13 protein-coding genes and 8 pseudogenes are annotated in these 21,363 nt (G+C 46.4%); 12 read left to right on the forward strand and 9 right to left on the reverse strand.

Going from position 1 to position 21,363, the window contains the following annotated elements; all coding sequences use genetic code 11:
- Window positions 1-5: 5 nt before the first annotated feature.
- Window positions 6-1,172, reverse strand: a pseudogene (locus PKHYL_RS19135) (homoserine kinase).
- 186 nt (window positions 1,173-1,358) lie between these two features.
- Here PKHYL_RS19135 and hisF point away from each other — a divergent pair.
- The 8 genes and pseudogenes from hisF to PKHYL_RS16265 all read left to right on the forward strand — a co-directional run bounded on the left by hisF (window position 1,359) and on the right by PKHYL_RS16265 (window position 9,555).
- A pseudogene (gene hisF / locus PKHYL_RS16220) lies at window positions 1,359-2,140 on the forward strand (imidazole glycerol phosphate synthase subunit HisF).
- 186 nt (window positions 2,141-2,326) lie between these two features.
- On the forward strand, window positions 2,327-2,845 hold the full coding sequence (ribH, locus tag PKHYL_RS16225; protein WP_057762077.1) for a 6,7-dimethyl-8-ribityllumazine synthase: 519 nt from the start codon (window positions 2,327-2,329) through the stop codon (window positions 2,843-2,845).
- A gap of 216 nt (window positions 2,846-3,061) precedes the next feature.
- Window positions 3,062-3,892: pseudogene (gene nusB, locus PKHYL_RS16230) on the forward strand (transcription antitermination factor NusB); the annotation flags it as partial.
- A gap of 29 nt (window positions 3,893-3,921) precedes the next feature.
- Window positions 3,922-4,923 carry a thiamine-phosphate kinase gene (thiL, locus tag PKHYL_RS16235; protein WP_240365618.1) on the forward strand — a complete coding sequence of 334 codons (1,002 nt, stop codon included), beginning with the start codon at window positions 3,922-3,924 and terminating at the stop codon, window positions 4,921-4,923.
- 34 nt (window positions 4,924-4,957) lie between these two features.
- Window positions 4,958-5,627, forward strand: a pseudogene (locus tag PKHYL_RS16240) (phosphatidylglycerophosphatase A family protein).
- 103 nt (window positions 5,628-5,730) lie between these two features.
- Window positions 5,731-7,107, forward strand: a complete 1,377-nt coding sequence (gene glmU / locus PKHYL_RS16245) for a bifunctional UDP-N-acetylglucosamine diphosphorylase/glucosamine-1-phosphate N-acetyltransferase GlmU (RefSeq protein ID WP_093070089.1) — start codon at window positions 5,731-5,733, stop codon at window positions 7,105-7,107.
- A 183-nt stretch (window positions 7,108-7,290) separates the two neighbouring features.
- Window positions 7,291-9,133, forward strand: a pseudogene (gene glmS / locus PKHYL_RS17865) (glutamine--fructose-6-phosphate transaminase (isomerizing)).
- 110 nt (window positions 9,134-9,243) lie between these two features.
- Window positions 9,244-9,555, forward strand: a complete 312-nt coding sequence (locus PKHYL_RS16265; RefSeq protein WP_240365620.1) for a hypothetical protein — start codon at window positions 9,244-9,246, stop codon at window positions 9,553-9,555.
- Window positions 9,556-9,633: 78 nt separating this feature from the next.
- Here PKHYL_RS16265 and PKHYL_RS16270 read toward each other — a convergent pair whose 3' ends face one another.
- Complete coding sequence (locus tag PKHYL_RS16270; protein WP_240365621.1) at window positions 9,634-9,921, reverse strand: MerR family transcriptional regulator; 288 nt, start codon at window positions 9,919-9,921, stop codon at window positions 9,634-9,636.
- 86 nt (window positions 9,922-10,007) lie between these two features.
- On the opposite strand from PKHYL_RS16270, the gene PKHYL_RS16275 reads away from it, so the two are divergent.
- The 4 genes from PKHYL_RS16275 to PKHYL_RS16290 all read left to right on the forward strand — a co-directional run bounded on the left by PKHYL_RS16275 (window position 10,008) and on the right by PKHYL_RS16290 (window position 11,854).
- Window positions 10,008-10,721, forward strand: a complete 714-nt coding sequence (locus PKHYL_RS16275; protein ID WP_240365622.1) for an alpha/beta hydrolase family protein — start codon at window positions 10,008-10,010, stop codon at window positions 10,719-10,721.
- A 225-nt stretch (window positions 10,722-10,946) separates the two neighbouring features.
- Window positions 10,947-11,237, forward strand: coding sequence for a hypothetical protein (locus PKHYL_RS16280; RefSeq protein ID WP_240365623.1), 291 nt, complete (start codon window positions 10,947-10,949; stop codon window positions 11,235-11,237).
- 93 nt (window positions 11,238-11,330) lie between these two features.
- Window positions 11,331-11,681 (forward strand): PaaI family thioesterase, encoded by a 351-nt coding sequence (locus PKHYL_RS16285; RefSeq protein ID WP_240365624.1) that lies wholly within the window; start codon window positions 11,331-11,333, stop codon window positions 11,679-11,681.
- 14 nt (window positions 11,682-11,695) lie between these two features.
- The gene (locus tag PKHYL_RS16290; RefSeq protein ID WP_240365625.1) at window positions 11,696-11,854 is read left to right on the forward strand and encodes a PaaI family thioesterase; all 159 of its coding nucleotides are present in this window, start codon (window positions 11,696-11,698) and stop codon (window positions 11,852-11,854) included.
- Between the two features lie 417 nt (window positions 11,855-12,271).
- Here PKHYL_RS16290 and PKHYL_RS16295 read toward each other — a convergent pair.
- The 7 genes and pseudogenes from PKHYL_RS16295 to PKHYL_RS16325 form a co-directional block, all read right to left on the reverse strand.
- Window positions 12,272-13,088 (reverse strand): annotated as a pseudogene (locus tag PKHYL_RS16295) (sulfite exporter TauE/SafE family protein).
- 66 nt (window positions 13,089-13,154) lie between these two features.
- Entirely contained in the window at window positions 13,155-13,658 is a 504-nt protein-coding gene (locus PKHYL_RS16300) for a flavin reductase (RefSeq protein WP_025646795.1), read from the reverse strand.
- Between the two features lie 103 nt (window positions 13,659-13,761).
- Window positions 13,762-14,788, reverse strand: a pseudogene (locus PKHYL_RS16305) (methionine synthase).
- Between the two features lie 57 nt (window positions 14,789-14,845).
- Window positions 14,846-15,838 carry a DUF1852 domain-containing protein gene (locus PKHYL_RS16310; protein WP_071002731.1) on the reverse strand — a complete coding sequence of 331 codons (993 nt, stop codon included), beginning with the start codon at window positions 15,836-15,838 and terminating at the stop codon, window positions 14,846-14,848.
- Window positions 15,839-16,109: 271 nt separating this feature from the next.
- On the reverse strand, window positions 16,110-16,646 hold the full coding sequence (locus tag PKHYL_RS16315) for a hypothetical protein (protein ID WP_240365626.1): 537 nt from the start codon (window positions 16,644-16,646) through the stop codon (window positions 16,110-16,112).
- Between the two features lie 183 nt (window positions 16,647-16,829).
- Window positions 16,830-19,922: pseudogene (locus PKHYL_RS16320) on the reverse strand (efflux RND transporter permease subunit).
- A complete protein-coding gene (locus tag PKHYL_RS16325; protein WP_240365627.1) occupies window positions 19,919-21,274 on the reverse strand; it encodes an efflux RND transporter periplasmic adaptor subunit in 1,356 nt (451 codons plus the stop codon). The pseudogene PKHYL_RS16320 and the gene PKHYL_RS16325 overlap by 4 nt, the downstream one beginning before the upstream one ends.
- Window positions 21,275-21,363: the final 89 nt, after the last annotated feature.

Raw genomic sequence — 21,363 nt, forward strand, 5'->3', positions numbered from 1 at the left:
CATACTTATGCCAATTGGTCTAACGTATATGTTTCAATCGTAAAATCATTGGTGTTGGTTAAGTGATCATGTGCTTGCTCAGCTTGGGTAATACTGCTAAACACACCGACTATTTGATTGTCTGGTTTGCTTAATAGTACAAATACGGTGTTTTGCGACTTTTCAACATGCGCCCAATGGTAAGCGGCCAGACGCTTCATTAGGTCAGGGTTTTTGACCATGATGTTATCACCCGTACGACCTTCGGTACGGTTGTAATGAATCACATTGAGGCGCAATAACCAAAAAATCACGGCCGCTTTTGCTAGCATCACAGGTAGTGCACGTTTTTCCTCACCATTGAGTGGACGTATCGATTCATAACCTTGTAAGAACGCTGCCATTTTACTGCGGTCAAAGTTCACAGATTCACCTTGTTCTGCGCCGCCCCACGTGGTACAAAAAATCATTGATAGTGATCGCAATATCCATCACGTAATGCTCGACGCTGACTTCGGTGAAGTCTAGTAGACCTGTCAGACGCGCCTCGCCTTTTGTAGATTCCATAAGGTATTGTCGGCAAACATATCTAAATGGCATAGACCTTTTGGCAAGGTATCTAATGGCAGCTCTGAATAAGCGCGCCAAATATCGCTCATCAGCTTGGCTTCGTCACCTGGCATGAACTGCATTTCACGGTCACGCACGTCGCTCCATGGATACAAAGGCACGCCGTACTGCTCACTTGGCTGCAATGCTTGCAGCGTCTCATGTAGCGTCGCCAATGCTGCGCCAATATCGTGACACATCGCTTGCGTAGTTTGCTCGGGATGTGAGCCTGCTAGACACGGCACTAAAGTGATGGCTTTGTCTTCATAATGGATGACATAGCGTTTATCATCACCATCTGTTCGCGAACCATTTGACTCAATAACGGCTAACGGTGCGGCGACTGGTAATTTGCCATTTAACTGATTGAGGATAACGGCCATTTTTTCGATATCAGCAGGAGGACGCTCTTCAAATAATGTAAACACGTAAGAGTAGGTGCCGTCTACATCGTCAGTCGTTTGAATAAACCAGTTTGAGTTTTTAATACCTTGAGTGATCGGAATCGCGCGGGCAAACGATACGCCAAAACTTTGGCAAAAGGCGGCAAACTGATCATCGGTTAACTGGGTATAGACGGACATGACATCTCACTTATAGCAATTGGGTAAAGAGGTTAGATAGAATAAATTGATGCGGTAATGACCGCAATTGTACCGCACATCATAAAACGATGGTGAAAAGCGTAATAATCTTGCGAAAACCTGCCTGAAATAGCAGTGATTTTGCTAGACTAGCGCCTATGAATTGATTATAAGGTGAAAGACCCTATGTTAGCAAAGCGTATCATTCCTTGCTTGGACGTTGACAATGGCCGCGTGGTCAAAGGCGTACAGTTTGTCGATATCAAAGACGCAGGCGACCCTGTCGAAGTCGCTCGCCGCTACAATGAACAAGGCGCTGATGAGATTACTTTTTTGGATATTACTGCGACCAATGACGAGCGCGATACCACTTATCATACGGTCGAGCGTATGGCTGAAACGGTATTTGTCCCACTCACCGTAGGCGGCGGCGTGCGAAAAATCGCTGATATCCGCAATTTGCTCAATGCGGGCGCAGATAAAGTCGCAATTAACTCAGCTGCGGTATTTACGCCTGAGTTCGTCGGTGAAGCCGCGCAGAAGTTTGGCAACCAATGTATCGTTGTGGCCATCGATGCCAAACGCGTCGCTGACATCAACGTCGATGGGATTACTGTGCCGCGTTGGGAGATTTTCACCCATGGTGGCCGTAAGCCAACCGGTATCGATGCCGTCGCTTGGGCGAGCAAAATGGCTGAGCTGGGCGCTGGTGAATTGCTGGTCACCTCAATGGACGGTGATGGCACCAAAAAGGCTACGATTTGGCACTCATGCAACAAATTACGAGCCGCGTCAATGTGCCCGTCATTGCCTCAGGCGGCGTCGGCAACCTGCAACATTTGGCAGAAGGCGTGTTAGAAGGCGGCGTCGATGCGGTACTTGCCGCCAGTATTTTTCACTTTGGTGAGTATACCGTGTCGGAGGCCAAAGCCTATATGGCAGCACAAGGGATACAGATGCGTCTGTAGCACGCTCGTAAAATACAAATAACACCCAAAAAAATGCTATCATAGTGCTAACCATTTATTTTCGTTCAATTAACTAGAGCAACGCCAAAATAATAGGCGGCCAAGTCGATTGAACGCATCAGACTGTTTAGCTATTTATTGATGCCTATATTTCAATTGAACGCTTATTAAGCAAAGGATTTTTTTATGTCGAATTTACAACAGCAGCGCAACGACGTGACTCATATCGATGGTAACTTGCATCAAAACGCTGACGCGCGCATTGGTATTGTCGTCGGTCGTTTTAACGGTTTTGTCGTTGAGTCATTGGTTGATGGTGCGATTGATGCCCTACTCCGTCATGGTGTATTGGGTAGCAACATTACTGTTATCCGCGTTCCTGGTGCATTCGAGCTACCACTTGTGGCCCAGCGCGCTGCGGAATCAGATCGTTTTGACGCCATTGTGGCATTGGGTGCAATCATCCGTGGCAGCACCCCACATTTTGATATTGTAGCCAGCGAGTCGGCCAAAGGTTTGAGCGCTGTGGCAATGGATTATAATATCCCTGTCGCCAACGGTATCATCACTACTGACAGCATCGAGCAAGCTATCGAGCGCTCCGGTACCAAAGCAGGTAATAAAGGCTCTGAAGCTGCGATGGTCGTATTAGAGATGATTGCTGTTCTATCACAGCTTGATATTGATGATATCGATGAAGCTTAAGCCTTAAAGCTCAAATTTATTAGTCTAACTGGTGCTGCTATTGAGCAATAGCAGCACCTTGTAACATGACGCCAGCTATCAAGATAATTGGCTATTTTTTGAATTTTCGCCGTATTTCTATACCCTTTAAAATTTTGAATAAACAAAGCTAAAAAGCTACTTTGTTATTTATATTTTGACTGGGTATCATCTCAAAAATTTAGGTACAGACCCCCTATGACTGACCAACTCAAGCGCGCTATCAGCGCTGCGAAAACCGCACAAGCCAATCAAGCTGAAGCTACCCGTATAGCGAGCAGTAGTGCAGGTGATCAAACCTTCGATATGAGTGAGTCTTCTTACAAGACCAGTCACACCGCTATCCGTAAGGCGCGCCGCTTTGCCATGCAAGGTCTATACGAGTGGCTCGTCACCGACCGCCGCTTTGATATAGATGGCAAGCTTGGCTGGAAAGACAATGCACCGCATGATATCGCGGCACGCACGCGCGCAACCAACGCTATGCACACCGTCCATATTGGCTACTATCACGAAATGATGCGTGACATCCCAGAGCAGATCGATGCGCTAGACGCGCTTATCAGCCAACACCTTGATCGTGAGATTGATAAATTAGATACCGTTGAGCACGCTATTTTGCTAATTGGTGCGTACGAGCTACAAAACCGTATGGAGATTCCTTACAAGGTTGTACTCGATGAAGCGATGAAGCTGAATAATCACTTTGGCGCGACTGACGCTCACAAACTGATCAATGCAGTATTGGATAAAATGGCTGGTGAGCTACGTGCTTTAGAGGTACAAGCAGATACCAATGCCAACCTACGCACGTCACAAAAAGCGGCGGCTAAACAATCTGAAGCGAGTTCGGCTGAAGTAACGGTAGCTGACAATATCGAAGCGGCTGCTGAAACAGAAAGCGCGATCGATAATGCGCCGACTGCATCAAATAAGCCACGTATCAGCGCTAACAAAGCTAACGTTAAACGCAGTAGTGCCAGTAAAGCCAGTGCCAATATCAGTGACTTCAAGGCGAGCAAGAAAAACGCTAACGATACCAAAGACTAAGACTAGCCATGAACGAGTTTGAGCTGATTGAGCGTATATTCTCACAGATGCAGGCCACGCATGCGCCATTAACGGGTATCGAAAAAGGTATCGGTGATGACGCGGCTGTGATGGCATTGCCAGCAAGATCACGCTTGGTGAGCTGTATTGATACATTGGTTCAAGGGCGTCACTTTCATGCTGACTTTGCACAAGTAGATAAGCTTGCGTTTGAAATTGCTTATAAAGCGGTCGCGGTTAATGTTTCTGACATTGCAGCGATGGGCGCGACGCCGCATAGTATTTTGCTAGCGTTGGCATTGCCTGAGCGTCTAGCGAATCATGAATGGCTTACGACATTTGCCAAAGGATTGTTTCATGCCTGCCAGCTGTTTGGCGTGACGTTGATTGGCGGAGATACCACGCGCAGTGCGCAATTGGTGCTGAGTGTCAGTGCGCAGGGATTGCTTGCCACAGGGAGGACGCCCGCGGTCTATCGCTCAGGTGCTAAGGTGGGCGATAAAGTCTATGTATCAGGTACTGTCGGTGATGCTGCCTATGCTCTCAAGCACCCCGATAGCCCTATTGGTCAGCAGCTGGCGCACCGACTGCATATGCCTACGCCGCGCATTGCCTTAGGTGCCGCCTTGGCACAAGCTGGCGCAACCTCGATGATCGATATCTCTGACGGTCTTTATCAAGATCTTGGACATATCTGTCAGCAAAGCTCAGTCAGTATGCGTATTCATTTAGATCAATTACCGAGTAGCGAGTCACTAGCCACGGTAGAGTTATCTGAGCGTTTGTTATGTCAATTAGCGGGTGGCGATGACTACGAATTGGCATTTACCTTGCCTGCACATATTGAACCACCTACTTCTAATACGCCTGTCACTTGTATTGGAGAAATCGTTGCGCTCGCAGATTCTATTGCGACAGATGCCAAATCGCCTAATTACTCACGTCTTGAACTGTTTTATCAAAATCAGCCAGTCACACCGACTCAATCTACCCCCTTCTACGTGGCCTAATCTCACCGGTTATCAACATTTCACAGGCTAATTCATGACTGATCAACACTTATCTAAGCCTGATATTCGACAAGCAAATGATTGCCCGCCTCTACCAATCGGTGCCAGTATGCTTGACCGCATGGTTTATTGGCTCGGACTAGGTTTGGGCAGCGGCCTACCTCGACGCGCCCCCGGTACGTGGGGCACGGTTGGTGGTCTGATTGTGGGTGTGCCACTGATGAGCTTGGGTTTCGTTCCTTTTTTAATCTTGACGATTTTGTCGTGTTTGGTTGGTGTTTGGATTTGCGGGCGTACGTCTGAGTTGATGCAGGTACACGATGATCCGCATATTGTGTGGGATGAATGGGCTGGCATGTGGATTACCCTATTGCCGTTATCTTATATATTATCATATGTATTTCCTACGTCTAAAAATACCTTGTCGATAATGATGCTGCCGATGTTTTGGGGCTGGCTACCGACTGCTTTTATCCCTATTTCGCGTATTTGATATTTTAAAGCCACCACCGATTGGTTGGGCAGACAAAAAGGTTGCGGGTGGCCTTGGGGTAATGTTGGATGACATTATTGCAGGGGTTATGGCAGCAGTGATTTGGTTGATTATTTACATCATTGTGATGATGTTTATGTCTTTTAATATTATTCCGCGGAAATCATTACTTCGGTTTAGCCATCTTACGTATTTGATTTTGCTTGCTTAAGTTTTGGGTATTCAAGTTACAAAGCTTGCACGTCATAATTTTTTTTGTGCAAGTTTTTACGCTATAATTCAACATTATATTTTGTTACATTTGTAGGCTTATTATGACATCTCCTCTTTCTGTGATTATTTTAGCGGCCGGTAAAGGCACTCGCATGCAGTCGGCAAAGCCAAAGGTTTTGCAGACCCTAGCTGGTAAGTCATTATTGGCCCACGTATTAGATACTTGCAATCAGCTCACTGTTGATGAAACCATCATTGTCCATGGTTTTGGCGGTGATCAAGTAAAGTCAGAGATTACCAACCAATATACACAGTCGTCGTTTACTTGGGTTGCTCAAACTGAGCAGTTAGGAACAGGTCATGCGGTCAAAGTGACACTGTCTGATTTACCGAAATCAGGGAAAAGTCTCATTCTATATGGTGATGTGCCATTGGTCAGCTGCCAGACATTAGCTGCTTTAAAAGCTGCCAATACTGATGGTATGTCTATGCTGACGTTGACTGTCGATAATCCGTTCGGGTTGGGTCGTATCAAACGTGACCAAAACGGCAACATTGAAGCCATCGTTGAGCAAAAAGATGCCAGTGCTGACGAGCAAAATATTAAGGAGATCAACAGTGGTATCTACTGCGTAGACAACGCCCTACTGCATAAGTATTTGCCAGAGCTCTCTAACAATAACGCGCAACAAGAATATTACCTCACTGACATCGTCAAAATGGCCGTCGCTGATGGTATTACGATTGCGGCGATTGAGCCTGAGCATACGTTTGAGATTGAAGGGGTTAATAACCGCCAACAACTCGCAAGCCTAGAGCGCACGTGGCAACGCAAGATAGTCGCCGACCTACAAGAAGCGGGCGTTCAATTTGCCGATCCCACGCGCGTGGATATTCGCGGGTCGTTGAGTGCCGGACAAGATGTGTTTATTGACGTCAATGTGGTATTTGAAGGCGACTGCACTTTAGGCGACAATGTCTATATTGAAGCAGGCTGCGTCATCAAAAACGCTCAGATAGGCAATGCTTGTTATATTAAGCCTTACTGTGTGATTGATCGCGCTGACATCGGAGCTGGTGTCGACATAGGACCTTTTGCACACCTGCGTCCTGATACGGTATTGTCTGACAACAGCAAAGTCGGTAACTTTGTTGAAATCAAAAAATCAACAATCGGTCAAGGCAGTAAAGTAAATCACCTAAGCTACATCGGTGATGCAACTGTCGGCACAGGCGTCAATGTCGGTGCAGGTGTCATTACTTGTAATTACGACGGTGTCAACAAGTCGCAGACTATCATTGGAGATAATGCCTTTATTGGTTCCAATGCAAGCCTAGTCGCGCCAGTAACCATCGGAGATACGGCTACCATCGCTGCAGGTTCTGTCATTACCAAAGACGTTGATAGTAGTGCTTTAGCATTTGGCCGAGCTCGTCAGGTACAAAAAAATGACTTTCAACGACCGACTAAAAAATAACTGATTTATCGAAAGTTTGATCAATCGTCGTCATTCTTGAGTAAACCTAAGCAGTACGGCAATCGTGGTAGTACTGCTTCATCATACTTTTGAGCTAATAACTGAGCATTGGTAGCTAACGACACTTACTAGTCTTGTACCATCATATATTGAATTATTAAAAAACAAATTTAAGGAAAAGCCATGTGTGGAATCGTTGGCGCAGTTGCTGAACGCAATATTGCGAATATCTTGCTTGAAGGTCTTAAGCGTCTAGAATATCGAGGCTACGATTCGGCTGGTTTAACCGTCATTCGTGATGGTGAATTACATCGCGAGCGTCAAGTGGGCAAGGTTCAAGCCTTGGTCGATGCGGTTGAAGCCAGTACCGATTTTTTTGATGGGCATATTGGTATCGCTCATACTCGCTGGGCCACGCATGGCGAACCTGCACAGCGCAATGCCCATCCGCACATATCTGGTAAGATTGCCGTCGTTCACAATGGTATCGTCGAAAACTACGCTGAACTCAAAAAGAGCTCATCGCTAAAGGCTACGCGTTTACCTCACAAACCGACACCGAAGTGGTGGCGCATCTGATTCATGACATTTATGAGCAAACCAATGATTTGCTAGAAGCGGTACGCGCAGTGATTCCTAAGCTGCATGGTGCATTTGCTTTAGGCATCATTCACGTGGACACACCAGATGAGCTGGTCGCGGTACGTTTAGGTTCGCCTTTGGTCATCGGTGTTGGTATTGGTGAAAATTTTATCGCCTCAGATCAGCTGGCACTACTGCCAGTCACCAACCGCTTTATGTACCTAGAAGAAGGCGATATTGCCAAATTGACCCGTGACAGTATTAAAGTCTATGTCAATGGCGAGGAAGTCAGCCGCGAAGTGCATGAAATCGATGCCAAGCAGCATAATGCTGACAAAGGCGAGTTCAAGCACTATATGCTCAAAGAAATCTATGAGCAGCCAGATGCAGTCGCGCGTACGCTTGAGATGGCGATTGATAACCGCCAAGCATCAGCCCTGCGTGATGACTTTTTAGCACGCAATGAAGCGCAATTATCAGGCGTACAGCATGTACAAATCATCGCTTGCGGCACTAGCTATCATGCGGGGATGGTTGCTAAATATTGGTTTGAGAGCTTGATGCGCCTATCCTGCTCTGTTGAGGTTGCTAGTGAATTCCGCTATCGCAATCCTGTAGTACTCGACAACTCGCTGGTGATTTGTATCTCTCAGTCTGGTGAAACAGCCGATACCTTATCAGCCCTGCGTGAGATCAAAAACAAAACCCAGCAGGACTGGTTAGTCTAGCACTATGTAACGTGCCTACCTCATCCTTGGTTCGCGAGACAGACATATTCTTGCCGACCCTTGCAGGTCCTGAGATCGGTGTAGCATCGACCAAAGCTTTTACCACCCAGCTGGTCGCACTCATGCTATTGGTCTTAAAAACAGGCGCAGTACAGCAGCGTATCGACAGCGCAAACCTAAGCACCTTACTTGGCGAGCTACAAAAGCTGCCCGGTCAACTCTATGCCAGCTTGCACCTTGATGCTCCGATCAAAGCGATGGCGGAGCACTTTGAAGATAAGAAAAGCTGCTTATTTTTAGGGCGCGGTCTACAGTTCCCTATCGCTCTAGAAGGCGCATTGAAGCTCAAAGAAATCTCTTATATCCACGCTGAAGGCTACGCCGCAGGTGAGCTCAAACACGGTCCGCTAGCGCTTGTTGACAAAGACATGCCAATCGTCGTGCTGGCACCCAAAGACAGTATGCTCGATAAGCTCAAAGCCAACATGCAAGAAGTACATGCCCGTCACGGCGAGCTGTTCGTCTTTGCCAGTGAAGATAGTCACATCAATGCTGAAGACCGCCTACATGTAGTACATGTTAAAGCAGTTTGCGAGACGCTTGCCCCTATCGTCTACAGCGTACCCATACAGCTACTGTCTTACCATGTGGCCGTGATGCGCGGTACTGATGTCGATCAGCCACGCAATCTTGCCAAATCAGTGACAGTTGAGTAATATAAGTTATTGATTTTATTATAATTTTTATTAATAAATTACCTGTCACACTATTGTGTGAGGATTCATCCTTTGCTATCTTGTATCAACGAGGTGGCAAAGGATTTTTTGTGAATAACAAAAATAGAAAAGGACCCACAACAACTGAGTCTTTGAAAGATTATCAGCCATTTGTCAAAATAGCTGATATATTCTCACTTGGAAGATCTCACCGTGTCTTTGGTCACAAGACTAAACGAACACACCACTACAGCCCTATGTCAGCAACCAAGGAAGAGATAGCTGAGTTCATGAAGTCTGAGTTCCCTCAAGCAAAGTACAAGATTGAGGCAGTAAATAGCAGTAGGTCAATTTTATCCCATGATATTGGTTTAGATGATTTGAGACCTGGAGGTACTGTATCGGGACCTTTCATAACTTAGATTAAAGCGCTAGCTTATCCTTATAAGAACACATGCCTTTTAATGCATCATCTATTAACGCTTTCATTTTAGATAACTCTAGAATCTTAACTTCAATTTGCTTGTTTTTTCTAGAAGCTTTTCACCCATTTGTGATTGCGTCAGGTTGTTTGAATACAATAGCTCTGTTAGCTCTCTAATCTCTTTTAAGGTGAAACCTAACTCCTTCGCCATAATAATCATATTGAGCTGTTCTACAATCCTGTTATCGTAATCTCTATAACCATTAGATTTTCTAGATGGTGACGAAATTAATCCTTCCCTTTCGTAAAAACGAATGGTATCTCTGCTTAGTCCGACTGTTTCAGTTAATTCTTTTATATTCATTAGCGAGCACCCTCAATTAACGCTTGACTGTGGAGTAATGTCCATAGTTTATAGTAGGCGTTAATTAACAACAAGTAGGTTCTTTTATGGATATAAATATTCTGACGGACGACAACGTCGAGCTGCGTGCAACCCTCTATAAAGCGAATAACCCTAAGGCCGTTGTTCTAATAAATCCAGGAACCGCTACCAATACTTCTTATTATTTGCCGTTTGCTAAATACTTAAGAGAGCATGGTTTTCATGTCATTCTTTGGAACTATAGAGGGTTTTGCGATTCTAAAATAAGTCATCTAAAGGAGTGTCATTACCAGTATTCTGATATTGGGCGCTATGACATTCCAGCTGCCATCGATACAGCTAAGCGCCTATTTAAGGATTTACCCTTGTATTGTGTGGGTCATAGTACTGGTGGTCAACAGGTAGGTCTGGCTCATAACGCCGATCAATTAGATGCTCTAATTGCAGTGGCTGTCTCAGCAGGATACTTTAGCTATATGCCGCTTCGCTATCGTCTTAAGGCTAACTTCTTTTTCCGTTTTTTAGCCCCGCTTAGTAATAAAGTCTTTAATTATGTGCCGGCTAAAAGCTTCAAACTCATGGAAGATTTGCCAGCTGGTTTTACAGATGAATGGGGGCTTGGTGCCGAGAAAAAGAGCTGTTTTTCTCAGATAAATTCTATGGGAAAACCATTCCCCTTGGGACTTACAAGAATTTTAATGTGCCAACTTTCGTCTTCACTGCCGATGATGATGAAATCTGCACTGAACGCAACCTGCATAATTTTTGGAAAAATGTGACTAGCGATCAACCCATCACTTTTAAACGCTATACCATTAGCAAGGGATCAGACCAATCAATTGGGCATTTTGGCTATTTTAGAAGCAAGAACACTCATATTTGGCAAGATATTTTAGAGACGATCAACAAGGTACACCATGATAAATCGTTACAAACATTATAAGACCTTAATTTTCATTGTATTACTTAATGTGTTCTCGAGCATTTTGCACTATGTTCATAATGTGGTTTATTTTGACCACTATCCTGAGCCTGATTGGTTATCCCCTCATCTGGTAGATGCTTTTTGGTTCGTCATGACACCAATCGGTATCTACGGCTTGATCGTGGCTGTCAAAAGCCAGATGAGCAAGGGGCATTGGTGGCTTTATTTGTATGCCTTGATGGGTTTATTGTCACTACTACACTACAACGTTGAGACTGATAATATTATGACGATCACCATGCACAGTCTTATCTGGTTTCCAAGCAATATGTGCTTTTTGGTTAATCGGCTATGTAACGATGTATTTTAAAAATAAAAGCAAACATCAAGAACACTAATTGATAAAACTTTGGTCTTTATAAGAATGAGCTAACCTCTTATTTATCGTTTTAAGGAATTGAAAATGAATGTTGAAGAAACTATAGCAACATGGGAAACAGAAGAAGCACGTATTAGAGAAAAGCTAGGTGACGCTGACGTCATTCCATTATCAGACTTAACCACTCGCAGCGGTATGGACATTTTTAACGCTATGTTTGCAGGAGAGCTGCCTCATCCTCCCTATTGGTCTAACGCTCGACTACACTCCTATTCATATGGAAAAGGTATTGCCGTTTTTCAAGGGCGTCCAAAGCGTCATCATTACAACCCATTGGGTACAGTCCATGGTGGCTGGTTTTGTACGCTTTTAGATTCTGCTGTTGGCTGCGCTGTACATACCCTTTACCAGCAGGAAAAACCTATACAACTTTAGAGATAAAAGTAAATATGGTGCGAGCTTTGACAGTGGCAACACCTTTAGTACGGGCTGAAGGTAAAGTCATTCATGCTGGTCGAAGAACAGCAACTGCTGAAGGAAAAATTGTGGGGCCTGATGGCAAGTTGTATGCTCATGCCACCACAACCTGCATCATTCTTGATGTTTAGATAGAATTTTCGATATAGTCAATACACTCTAAAAATGTCATAGCGCTACTGGGATGAATTTTGCGCAGCCTCTGGGAACGCAGCACGCAAGTAAAATTTATACCAGTAGCGCGTTTAAATCCATAACAGTTTTACATTCAGCTAACTATAGTTAATGAAGCTTACCTGACAGTCTCAAGTCTAATAGCTTCTAAACCAAAGAAAACCGCTAAGAATATAATGGATGTTATAGTGAAACCATTATAAAAATGGTATAGCAAGATTAAACGCTATTTTTCGCAGCCTCTGGAGACGCAGTCACAGCAAGCAAGAAAAGTAGCATTTTATAATAGATTACTAAACTAGGCGTGATTTTCAATATTAAGCAATATCATATCGTTCTTAGTCTTCATATTTCAAACACACCAATCCAAATCTTCAAAATAACCCTTTATACAGAAAATAAAGTCCCACTACGAATAACAATACCGAAAAGCACTTCTTTAACAGTGGCGGTGAGAGCATATGAGCGACTTTTGCCCCAACTTTAGCGGTAAAAAGCTCATACTCGCAATGCCCAAAAAGGCATAAATATGCACAAAGCCAATGGTATTGGGTACATCAACTTGCTGCTGCATACCAAAGAACATAAAGCCGAGCGCACCAGCAATGGCAATAGGCAAACCACACGCCGCCGACGTGCCTACCGCCTTTGCATGACCACATTATAACGGGTGAGATACGGCACCGTTAAGCTGCCACCGCCAATACCAAAAATGGCCGAAGCCACACCAATAATACCACCTGCCGCAAGTTGCTTGGGTTTAGACGGTAATACCACAGGCGTATGACTCGCATCACTCATATGTGTACGTCTTTTACCAGCGGTAAACATTCTATAAGCGACCCACAGTAAAAACACCCCGACGATAAGCTGCAGATATAACCCTGATATTTGCCCTGCTATCCCTGCTCCCAAAAAACACCCTAGCGCCAAACCAGGTGCTAGATTTTTAAAGACCGGCCACATGACGCCGCCCTTTTTATTATGCGCCATCAGCGAGCTGATCGAAGTGACGATGATGGTCGCAAGCGACGTCCCCAAAGCCAGATGCATAATGGTATCGGCATCATAGCCCATTTGGGTAAAGACGATAAATAACAGCGGTACGATAATGGTGCCACCGCCCACGCCGAAAAGCCCGGCCGCAAACCCTGCTAGTGCACCTATGATTAAAAAAATGAGTAGTTCCACGGGATAGTGTCTTCTTATATAGATTTATTTTCTGAGCAAGTGCTCTATATTAATGCCAGTTATGACTTATACAAGCTCAACTTGACCGACGTAATGATAAGCACGGTTAAAATACACTAAACTCTCATCTTGCCCGCTTGGGGATTCTGGAGGTTTGATAGCGACCACTCGGCACATCAGCACACTATGCGTACCCACTTCTTGAATGTGCTCAATCTCACAATCAAAGCTCACTAGCGCATCTTTCAGGATAGGCGCGCCTGTCACAAGCTCAGTCCAAACTCCTTGCTCGAAGCGCTCATCTGAGCTTAGTTTAGAAGCAAAAGCATTAGATAAGTGTTCATGCTGGGCACCAAGCACATTGACGCTCAAGACTTTATTATCCACAAAATGCCCATGCGAGCGCGCCGCTTGATTCATACATACTAGCAGTGTCGGCGGTGTATCAGTGACGCTACATACCGCCGAGGCAGTAAACCCATGAGTGCCTGACGGACCATTGGTGGTGATCACATTGACCGCCGTGGGCAATAGCGCCATGGCATCTCTAAAGTCAGTGGCTTCAATCATATCTTTTATCATTACTACAATCCTGAGAAACGTTAAATCTATAAGTACCTTGTTTACTGAGGCCACTCATAAGCTTAAACAAGCCAAAACTTGTTAAGTTTTGCTAAACGCTCAGCTCTTGCCGCACGATTGCCGCACCAGCGCTCAGCGCATGTAGCTTGCCGCGTGCCACCTCACGAGACAACGGCGCCATACCGCAGTTGGTCGAGGGGTACAGCTTGTCCGCATCGACAAATTGTAAGGCCTTGCGTAGCGTATCGGCTACCTCCTCAGGAGTTTCAATATCATTAGTGGCGACATCGATTGCACCAACCATCACTTTTTTACCGCGGATGAGCTCTATCAAATCCATGGGCACATGTGAGTTTTGACATTCTAATGAGACGATATCGATATTGGACTGCTGCAATTTAGGAAACGCTTGCTCATACTGACGCCACTCTGAGCCCAGCGTTTTTTCCAGTCGTTATTGGCTTTGATGCCGTAACCGTAGCAGATATGTACTGCTGTCTCACATTGAAGTCCCTCTATAGCACGCTCTAGTGTCGCAATGCCCCAATCATTGACGTCATCGAAAAAGACGTTAAACGCCGGCTCATCGAATTGGATAATATCCACGCCTGCTGCTTCTAACTCGCGGGCCTCTTGATTGAGAATTTTAGCAAACTCCCATGCCAGTTTTCACGGCTCTTGTAGTGACCATCATACAGCGTATCGATCATGGTCATCGGGCCGGGCAGCGCCCATTTGATCGGCTGGTCGGTTTGACTGCGTAAAAATTTTGCATCATCTACAAACACAGGCTTTGAGCGGCTAACACTGCCCACTACCGACGGCACGCTTGCTTCATAGCGATCACGAATTTTAACGGTTTTACGATTGGTAAAATCGACGCCGTCTAAGTGTTCGATAAATGTAGTCACAAAATGCTGGCGGGTTTGCTCGCCATCACTGACGATATCGACGCCTGCTTGCACTTGCTCTTGTAGCGATACTAGCAGCGCATCCTGTTTTGCCTGAAGCAATTCTTCACCGTCAAGTTGCCACGGCGACCAAATTTTTTCAGGTTCTGCCAACCAAGAGGGTTTTGGCAAGCTGCCAGCGGTCGATGTTGGTAATAATAAAGTCATGTCGTATTGTCTTCTCTATTTTAGGTGTTATAGCGTGCGCTTTTATATTTGGATTTTTTAAGCGACGTTCTTGTTTACAGCGTAATTGGCTGCCCATGCTTCAAGAATATCTTGGTAAGGCTTGATAAAATGCGTTTCGGTAAATTTGCCTTGTTTGACCGCCATTTGGCTACGCTCTTCACGGTCATAGACAATCTGCGTGAGCGAATAGTCTTGGTATTTTAGGCTTGGCTGATAGACCTGACCTGCCGTTGAATTGGCGTTATAAATCTCAGGACGATAAATCTTTTGGAACGTCTCCATCGTGCTGATTGCGCTGATCAGCTCAAGATCGGTATAGTCGCTGGTCAAATCACCCGCAAAATAAAACGCTAATGGTGCAGCGCTGCCCTCAGGCTTAAAGTAACGTACGACTAGGCCCATCTTATGAAAATAATCATCGGTCAATGAGTACTCATCTTGCTTGTATTCTACGCCCAATACTGGATGCTGATTGGCAGTACGATAATAGGTCTTGCTGGTTGAGACACTCAAGCAAATCACAGGCTGTTTGTTAAAGTGGGCTTTGTAGGCCTCTGAGTTCAATAAATATTGAAACAATTTGCCGTGTAAGTCGCCAAAGTCGTCAGGCGCTTTGGTATTTGGATGCTTATTAAAATGCTCCAGTAGCACCACGCTAAAATCATAATCGCGCACGTAAGATGAGAAACTGTTGCCAATCATGCCATCGATGCGCTTGTTTTCTTTATGGTCCACGATGGTGGTTTGTAGCATCTCAATCACAGGGAACGCATCGCCATTGCCTTCGATATCCATGTTGGCAGACACGATGTCCACTTCGACCGAATAACGATCGGCATTGGGGTTGTCCCAATGTGCCAGCGCGTTAAAGCGGTTGTTAATCATGGTCAACGCTTTACGCAGATTGTCTTCACGCTGCTCGCCGCGCGCCAGATTGGCAAAGTTGGTCGTCATGCGCGTGCTGCTGGCAGGCTGATAGTTTTCATCAAAACGAATGTGCTTGATTGAGCATGCAAAAGGCTTAGTCATGGTGATTCCTACCCTACAAATTGAGATAATACTAAATGTCTGTATGGGTATATTTAAACAAATCTTTAACATGAATAAAAACGATATAAACTTATTATAAGTTGAATTTTATTCATTATTAGTAGTTGTGACTTTTTTTAATCATAAATACGTCATTTTCTATTAGATATATTTTATAGATAGAAAAAACCTTAAGACAGCAGCGCTACTATCTTAAGGTTTATTAGTTTTACTTCTGAAAAATATACATCACCAAAAATCTTACTTTACGCTACACCCCAAACCCACAAGCAATGCTGTTATCTTTTTTATCAAACGTTAAATGCGTAAAGCCCTCGCCTGTCACTTGATAGCCGCTACTGTCGTTTTTGGTTACGGTGTTAATATCATGTTTATCAACAGGCAGCGTAAATCCACTGCGTAGCGACTGTGGGTTATTGGCAAAATACAGCTTTAAATGCGACCATTCAAAACCGCTGAGATATTCAATTTTTGAGAGCTGTTTACCAAAGGCGGTCGCGTTATTTAGCGTGTAAGTGGTGATGGTTTCGTCCAAATGCTCCAGTTGCTCCTCATCAGACGAATTGTAAGGTTTGATACGTGTATCGGTATCAATAATGGACTGCTGATACGCTATGGGCAAGCTGCTGGTTGTCGGGTTAGGATAATCACAGCCTTTTGCATGGATTTGAGATATGGGGTCCAGTCGGTACTGGCTGCCTGCCGCGTTGCACAACTGGTTAGTGATAAGGCGGCGACCATACTGAAAATGATGGCGGTTAGCTTCATGAGTGCCTCCTAATGACAAATCATAGAATACGGTTTGATAATGGCGTTACTATAACGTATTGATATATCAGACAATTAAACGATAAGTAAAAAGGCATATGGGTTCTATGACAGTTTGGTTGTGAGAAGTATCAAATAACCCCATACGCGGTAGTCACGTATGGGGTGCATGATCATCATGATGACTGTGTATTGCAGTATGTTAAATATGTGGGCTTCTCTTCTTCCCATGTGGCACCAGCCATTTGGCAAACCATCCCGATAGATCATCCATCAATGTATATACCACCGGAATCACTACCAAGCTTAGTAGTGTCGAGGGTGACAAGGCCGCCCAGCACAGCTGCGGCCATCGGGCGACGGAACGTCGGATCGGCATCGCCCCACCCAAATACCAAAGGCAGCATCCCTGCGCCCATCGCAATGGTGGTCATGATGATAGGCCGCGCACGCTTGCGACAGGCATCCATAATGGCCTCAAAACGCGCGAGCCCGCGGCGCTGAGCAATCAACGCGTAATCGACGAGTAGGATTGAATTTTTGGTTGCGATACCCATGAGCATAATAAAACCAATCATCGACGGCATCGACAGACTACTATTGGTAATGACCAAACCCACAAACGCACCGCCTATCGATAACGGCAGTGCCATCAAAATGGTAAATGGCTGTAATAAACGGCCGAATAATAAGATCAGCACGCCCAAAATACAGACCACACCGACCGACATGGCAATGACAAAACCACTAAACAGCTCTGCCATGTTTTCTGCCCGACCTTGGTCAATGATGGTAATCGATGGCGGCAGCGTCTGCATCGCTGGTACCGACTTGACCGCCTGCACCAAGTCGCCAAGCTCGCCATCAGAAGGCTGCACAGTAATACTAATGGCGCGCTCACGATCGAGCCGGTTGATCTGGGCCGGGCCTGTCCCAAAATTTAGATCGGCCACCTCGCCCACGCGTACCCCTTGTCCTGCAGGCAGCGCGCTTGGCACGTATAGGCCTTCTAATTGGCTGACGTTTTGCTTGGCAACATCGGGTAGACGCACCACGATAGGAATCTGCCGAGTATCGAGATTAAGCTTAGATAAGCGCTGCTCATAGTCGCCGACCGTCGCCACTCGTAGCGTGGTGGCGATATCTTGCGTGGTGACGCCTTTATCTGCCATCGCCAGTCTGTCAGGCATGACCGTAAGCTCTTGCCTCGGCAGGCTACGGTCACTGGTCACTGCGCCGGCGCTGGGCAGCGCTCGGATTTCAGTCATAATCTGCTGGGCGGTCTGCTCTAGCACCTCTGGATTGGTACTGGTCAAAGAAAAGTTATAGCCTGTCTCACCGCCGCTCGATAGACCAACGGTAAAGCGTGCGCCAGGTACCTCCGCGAGCAGATGACTGATTTTGCGCTCAATCTCTTGCTTAGAGATACGCTCTGCTCGCGGCGCAAGGACGATATCTAGCCCTGCGATATTTTCGGCTTTGCCGCCAGAGCTGGGCTCCATAGCAGCTTGCGCCTCCCCCTACCGAGGTAAAGATATTGGTCACTTCGGGCATGGCCAAGATACGCTCACTGGCCATCGCTGCCACGCGCTCGGTATCTTCGAGCGCCACATCTGGCGTCAGCTCAATCTCAACACGCGTCTGATCGATATCATTGTCAGGGAATAAAGGAAGTTGGTAGCAACTTCACCAGCATCAATGAAGCGACAAACAGCATCAAAGTTGCGCCGATGGTGATCCAGCGTTGTCGTAAGGTCCATGAAACAATCTTAAGATACCAATCCATCAGCGCGCTTTGTTTTTCCACGCGATTTTTTTCTGGTCGCAGTACGTAAGCTGCCATCATCGGCGTGATCAGTCGCGCTACCATCAAGGACGCAAATATCGATAAAGCCGCTGTCCAGCCAAACTGACGGAAGAACTGCCCAACAATACCGCCCATAAAGGCCGTCGGCAAAAACACAGCAATCAAAGTAAAGGTCGTAGCAACCACTGCCAGACCAATCTCATCAGCCGCCTCCATCGCCGCTTCATAAGGGGTTTTACCCATACGCAAATGTCGTATGATGTTTTCGACCTCAACGATCGCATCATCGACCAGTACGCCAATGACGAGTGATAAGGCCAGTAAGGAGATAATATTGAGACTAAAGCCAAAGAGATACATGCCCAAAAAGGTAGGAATCACCGATAAAGGTAAAGCAACAGCGGCGACAATGGTCGCACGGATATTACGCAGGAATAAAAATACGACGACGACCGCTAAAATGCCACCTTCGATCAACATCCGTAGAGAGGCTTCATAATCCTCAGCAATGGGTGTCGCTCGATCATAGACTTTTTCGATACTAATATTGCCAGTATCAGCGGTCAGCTTGGCAAGCTCATCATCAACCAGCGCCATGACATCGACCTCACTGGCACCGCGCGAGCGAGTGATATTAAATGCCACTACTGTTTTACCGTCAAGCTTAGCAATAGAGCTTGGGTCAGCGGCGCCATCAGTGATTTGTGCCATCCGTCCGAGCGCTTGCGTCCCGCCAGTGGGAACTGCGACTTGTACATCGTTAAGCTCATTCGCTCGCTCAACGGCGCCAAGGACACGGATGGTCTGCGTGGTTTTACCGACCTCGGCTTCACCGCCTGAGCTGTCCTGCTGAATCCCAGCGATTTGCTGCGATAGCTGAGAGATAGGAAACTTTAAACCACTGAGCGCAATCGGGTCCGCTGCTACGGTGATCTCACGCTGCAGGCCACCGATACGGCTAACGGTACTGACACCAGGGATATCAGATAACCGCTTAGTGACCGTATCATCAACGAACCAAGACAGATCTGCCACATTCATGTTTTCTGCGGCGACAGAATACGTCACCACCGGAAACCCTGCGGTTGAGACCTTAGTAATAATCGGATCATTGGCCGCGGCTGGCAGATCCCCTCGCACCTCACCGACGGCTGAGCGCACATCATCGACCGCTTCTTGGATGTCTTTTTCTAGGACAAACTCAGTGACCATGGTGGCAGCGCCGGTTTGTAGGGTGGTGCGAATATGCTTGACACCTTCGATACTGGTCAGCTTATTTTCGACTTTTTTGGCAATGTCGTTTTCGAGCTGGGTAGGTGCCGCGCCAGGCAGGGTGACGGTCACTACCACGGCAGGCAAATCAATGTCAGGGAACTGCTGCACCTTCATTTGCATAAAGCCATAGATACCGCCCAACGTCAGCAGTACAAACAGCAAAATAGCGACCAACGGATTTCTAATCGAATAAGCAGATACATTTAGGCTCATGAGCGCGCCTGCGAAGCTGTATCAGCGTTATTATTGGATTGATTAAGACCATCGACGATGCGCACCAAATCGCCATCGTTTAAAAAACTACCGCCTTGCTTGACGATTTGACTGTCGCTCGGCAATGGCTCTGTGACCGCCACACTATCGCCGAGACGCTCACCCAAACTCACACGCTGCTGCTTGATACGGCCTGTTTTTTGCGCTGCGTGGTTGGTGCGAATTTGTGTGACCATCATCACATAGTCATAGCCATCATTGCTGACCACCGCACTGTTAGGAACGGTTTGGGTGTTGCTGCTACCCAATAAAAACTCACCCGTTTGATACATGCCAGCGCGTACTTTTGCGTTGGCCGCTAGGCTAGCATAGATGGTGATTTGGCGATTGTTATCCGCTGTCGGCGCGATGCGACTGACCTTCCCCATTACAGAGTCGCCATCTGGTAGGCTGACACGCACAGGCGTGCCAACAGTGACTTCCCCAACAAGCTTTGGATCGATATCTGCGCGCCATTCTAATTCCCCGCCTTTTATGATGGTAAATAGCGGTTCACCGCCTGCGACCATGCCGACGACCATGCCGACCTCCACCATTTTATCACTGATGACGCCGCTGACTGGCGCAACTACTGTGGCATTATCAAGGGTCAAACGCTGATTGCTTAAACGGGCTTTGGATGCTTGCAAAGCTGCGCGGGCACGTACCTCAGAAGTACGGTAGCGATCGGCTTCTTGTCTACTAATGGCGTCAATATCGATGAGTGGCAATACGCGGGCCGCATCGGCGCTGGCGTTGGCAAGTGTGGCTTCTGCCTCTGCCACATCTGCCTCAGCTTGCAGCACTTGCTGCTCCATCGCATCGGTATCAAACATTGCGAGCACTTGCCCCGCTCTCACGCGGTCGCCCTCTTCGACCAATACACGCTCGATGGCCACACCACTGACTTTTGCACTGACACTAGCGATATCTTTGGCGTTGATGGTGCCATCAGCGCTAAGTGTGCGACCGATATCATCTTGGCTTGGGCTAACGGTTTCTACTGACAAAACAGACTGCTCCATACTCGCAGTGCTATCAGCTTCATTGCCACCTGCCACACCACTAGAGGCAACCGACTCCTCTCGTAACTCGTCTGCACTACCGCCCCAATACTTACCTAGCACAAACCCAATCACCAGCACCGCAATCAATGCAGGTATGAGCCACGGGGGTAGTTTTGCAGATTTATTGGTAGAGGTAGCCTCAGCTTGACGATACGGGGGTAGCTCAGCGTGTTGAGGTGTCTCAATATTGGTTTGCTGTCCGCTAGTCGGTTCTTGCTTATTATCAGGGTCTTTAAAGTCACTCATAGTCGGTCTCTATAAATACGGATAATAATAAAAGCAGCGCTTAAACGCTCACTTAAACCATTACTCAAAAACAATTACTAGACAGCCAC

It is taken from the genome of Psychrobacter sp. KH172YL61, assembly GCF_007182895.1.
Classification (GTDB): Bacteria; Pseudomonadota; Gammaproteobacteria; order Pseudomonadales; family Moraxellaceae; genus Psychrobacter; species Psychrobacter pacificensis.

Bases quoted from the DNA above. Each gene is read 5' to 3' on its own strand.
- ribH (WP_057762077.1), top strand. From the start codon at position 2,327: ATGTCGAATTTACAACAGCAGCGCAACGACGTGACTCATATCGATGGT.
- thiL (WP_240365618.1), top strand. From the start codon at position 3,922: ATGAACGAGTTTGAGCTGATTGAGCGTATATTCTCACAGATGCAGGCC.
- glmU (WP_093070089.1), top strand. From the start codon at position 5,731: ATGACATCTCCTCTTTCTGTGATTATTTTAGCGGCCGGTAAAGGCACT.
- PKHYL_RS16270 (WP_240365621.1), bottom strand. From the start codon at position 9,921: ATGAATATAAAAGAATTAACTGAAACAGTCGGACTAAGCAGAGATACC.
- PKHYL_RS16275 (WP_240365622.1), top strand. From the start codon at position 10,008: ATGGATATAAATATTCTGACGGACGACAACGTCGAGCTGCGTGCAACC.
- PKHYL_RS16285 (WP_240365624.1), top strand. From the start codon at position 11,331: ATGAATGTTGAAGAAACTATAGCAACATGGGAAACAGAAGAAGCACGT.
- PKHYL_RS16290 (WP_240365625.1), top strand. From the start codon at position 11,696: ATGGTGCGAGCTTTGACAGTGGCAACACCTTTAGTACGGGCTGAAGGT.
- PKHYL_RS16300 (WP_025646795.1), bottom strand. From the start codon at position 13,658: ATGATTGAAGCCACTGACTTTAGAGATGCCATGGCGCTATTGCCCACG.
- PKHYL_RS16310 (WP_071002731.1), bottom strand. From the start codon at position 15,838: ATGACTAAGCCTTTTGCATGCTCAATCAAGCACATTCGTTTTGATGAA.
- PKHYL_RS16325 (WP_240365627.1), bottom strand. From the start codon at position 21,274: ATGAGTGACTTTAAAGACCCTGATAATAAGCAAGAACCGACTAGCGGA.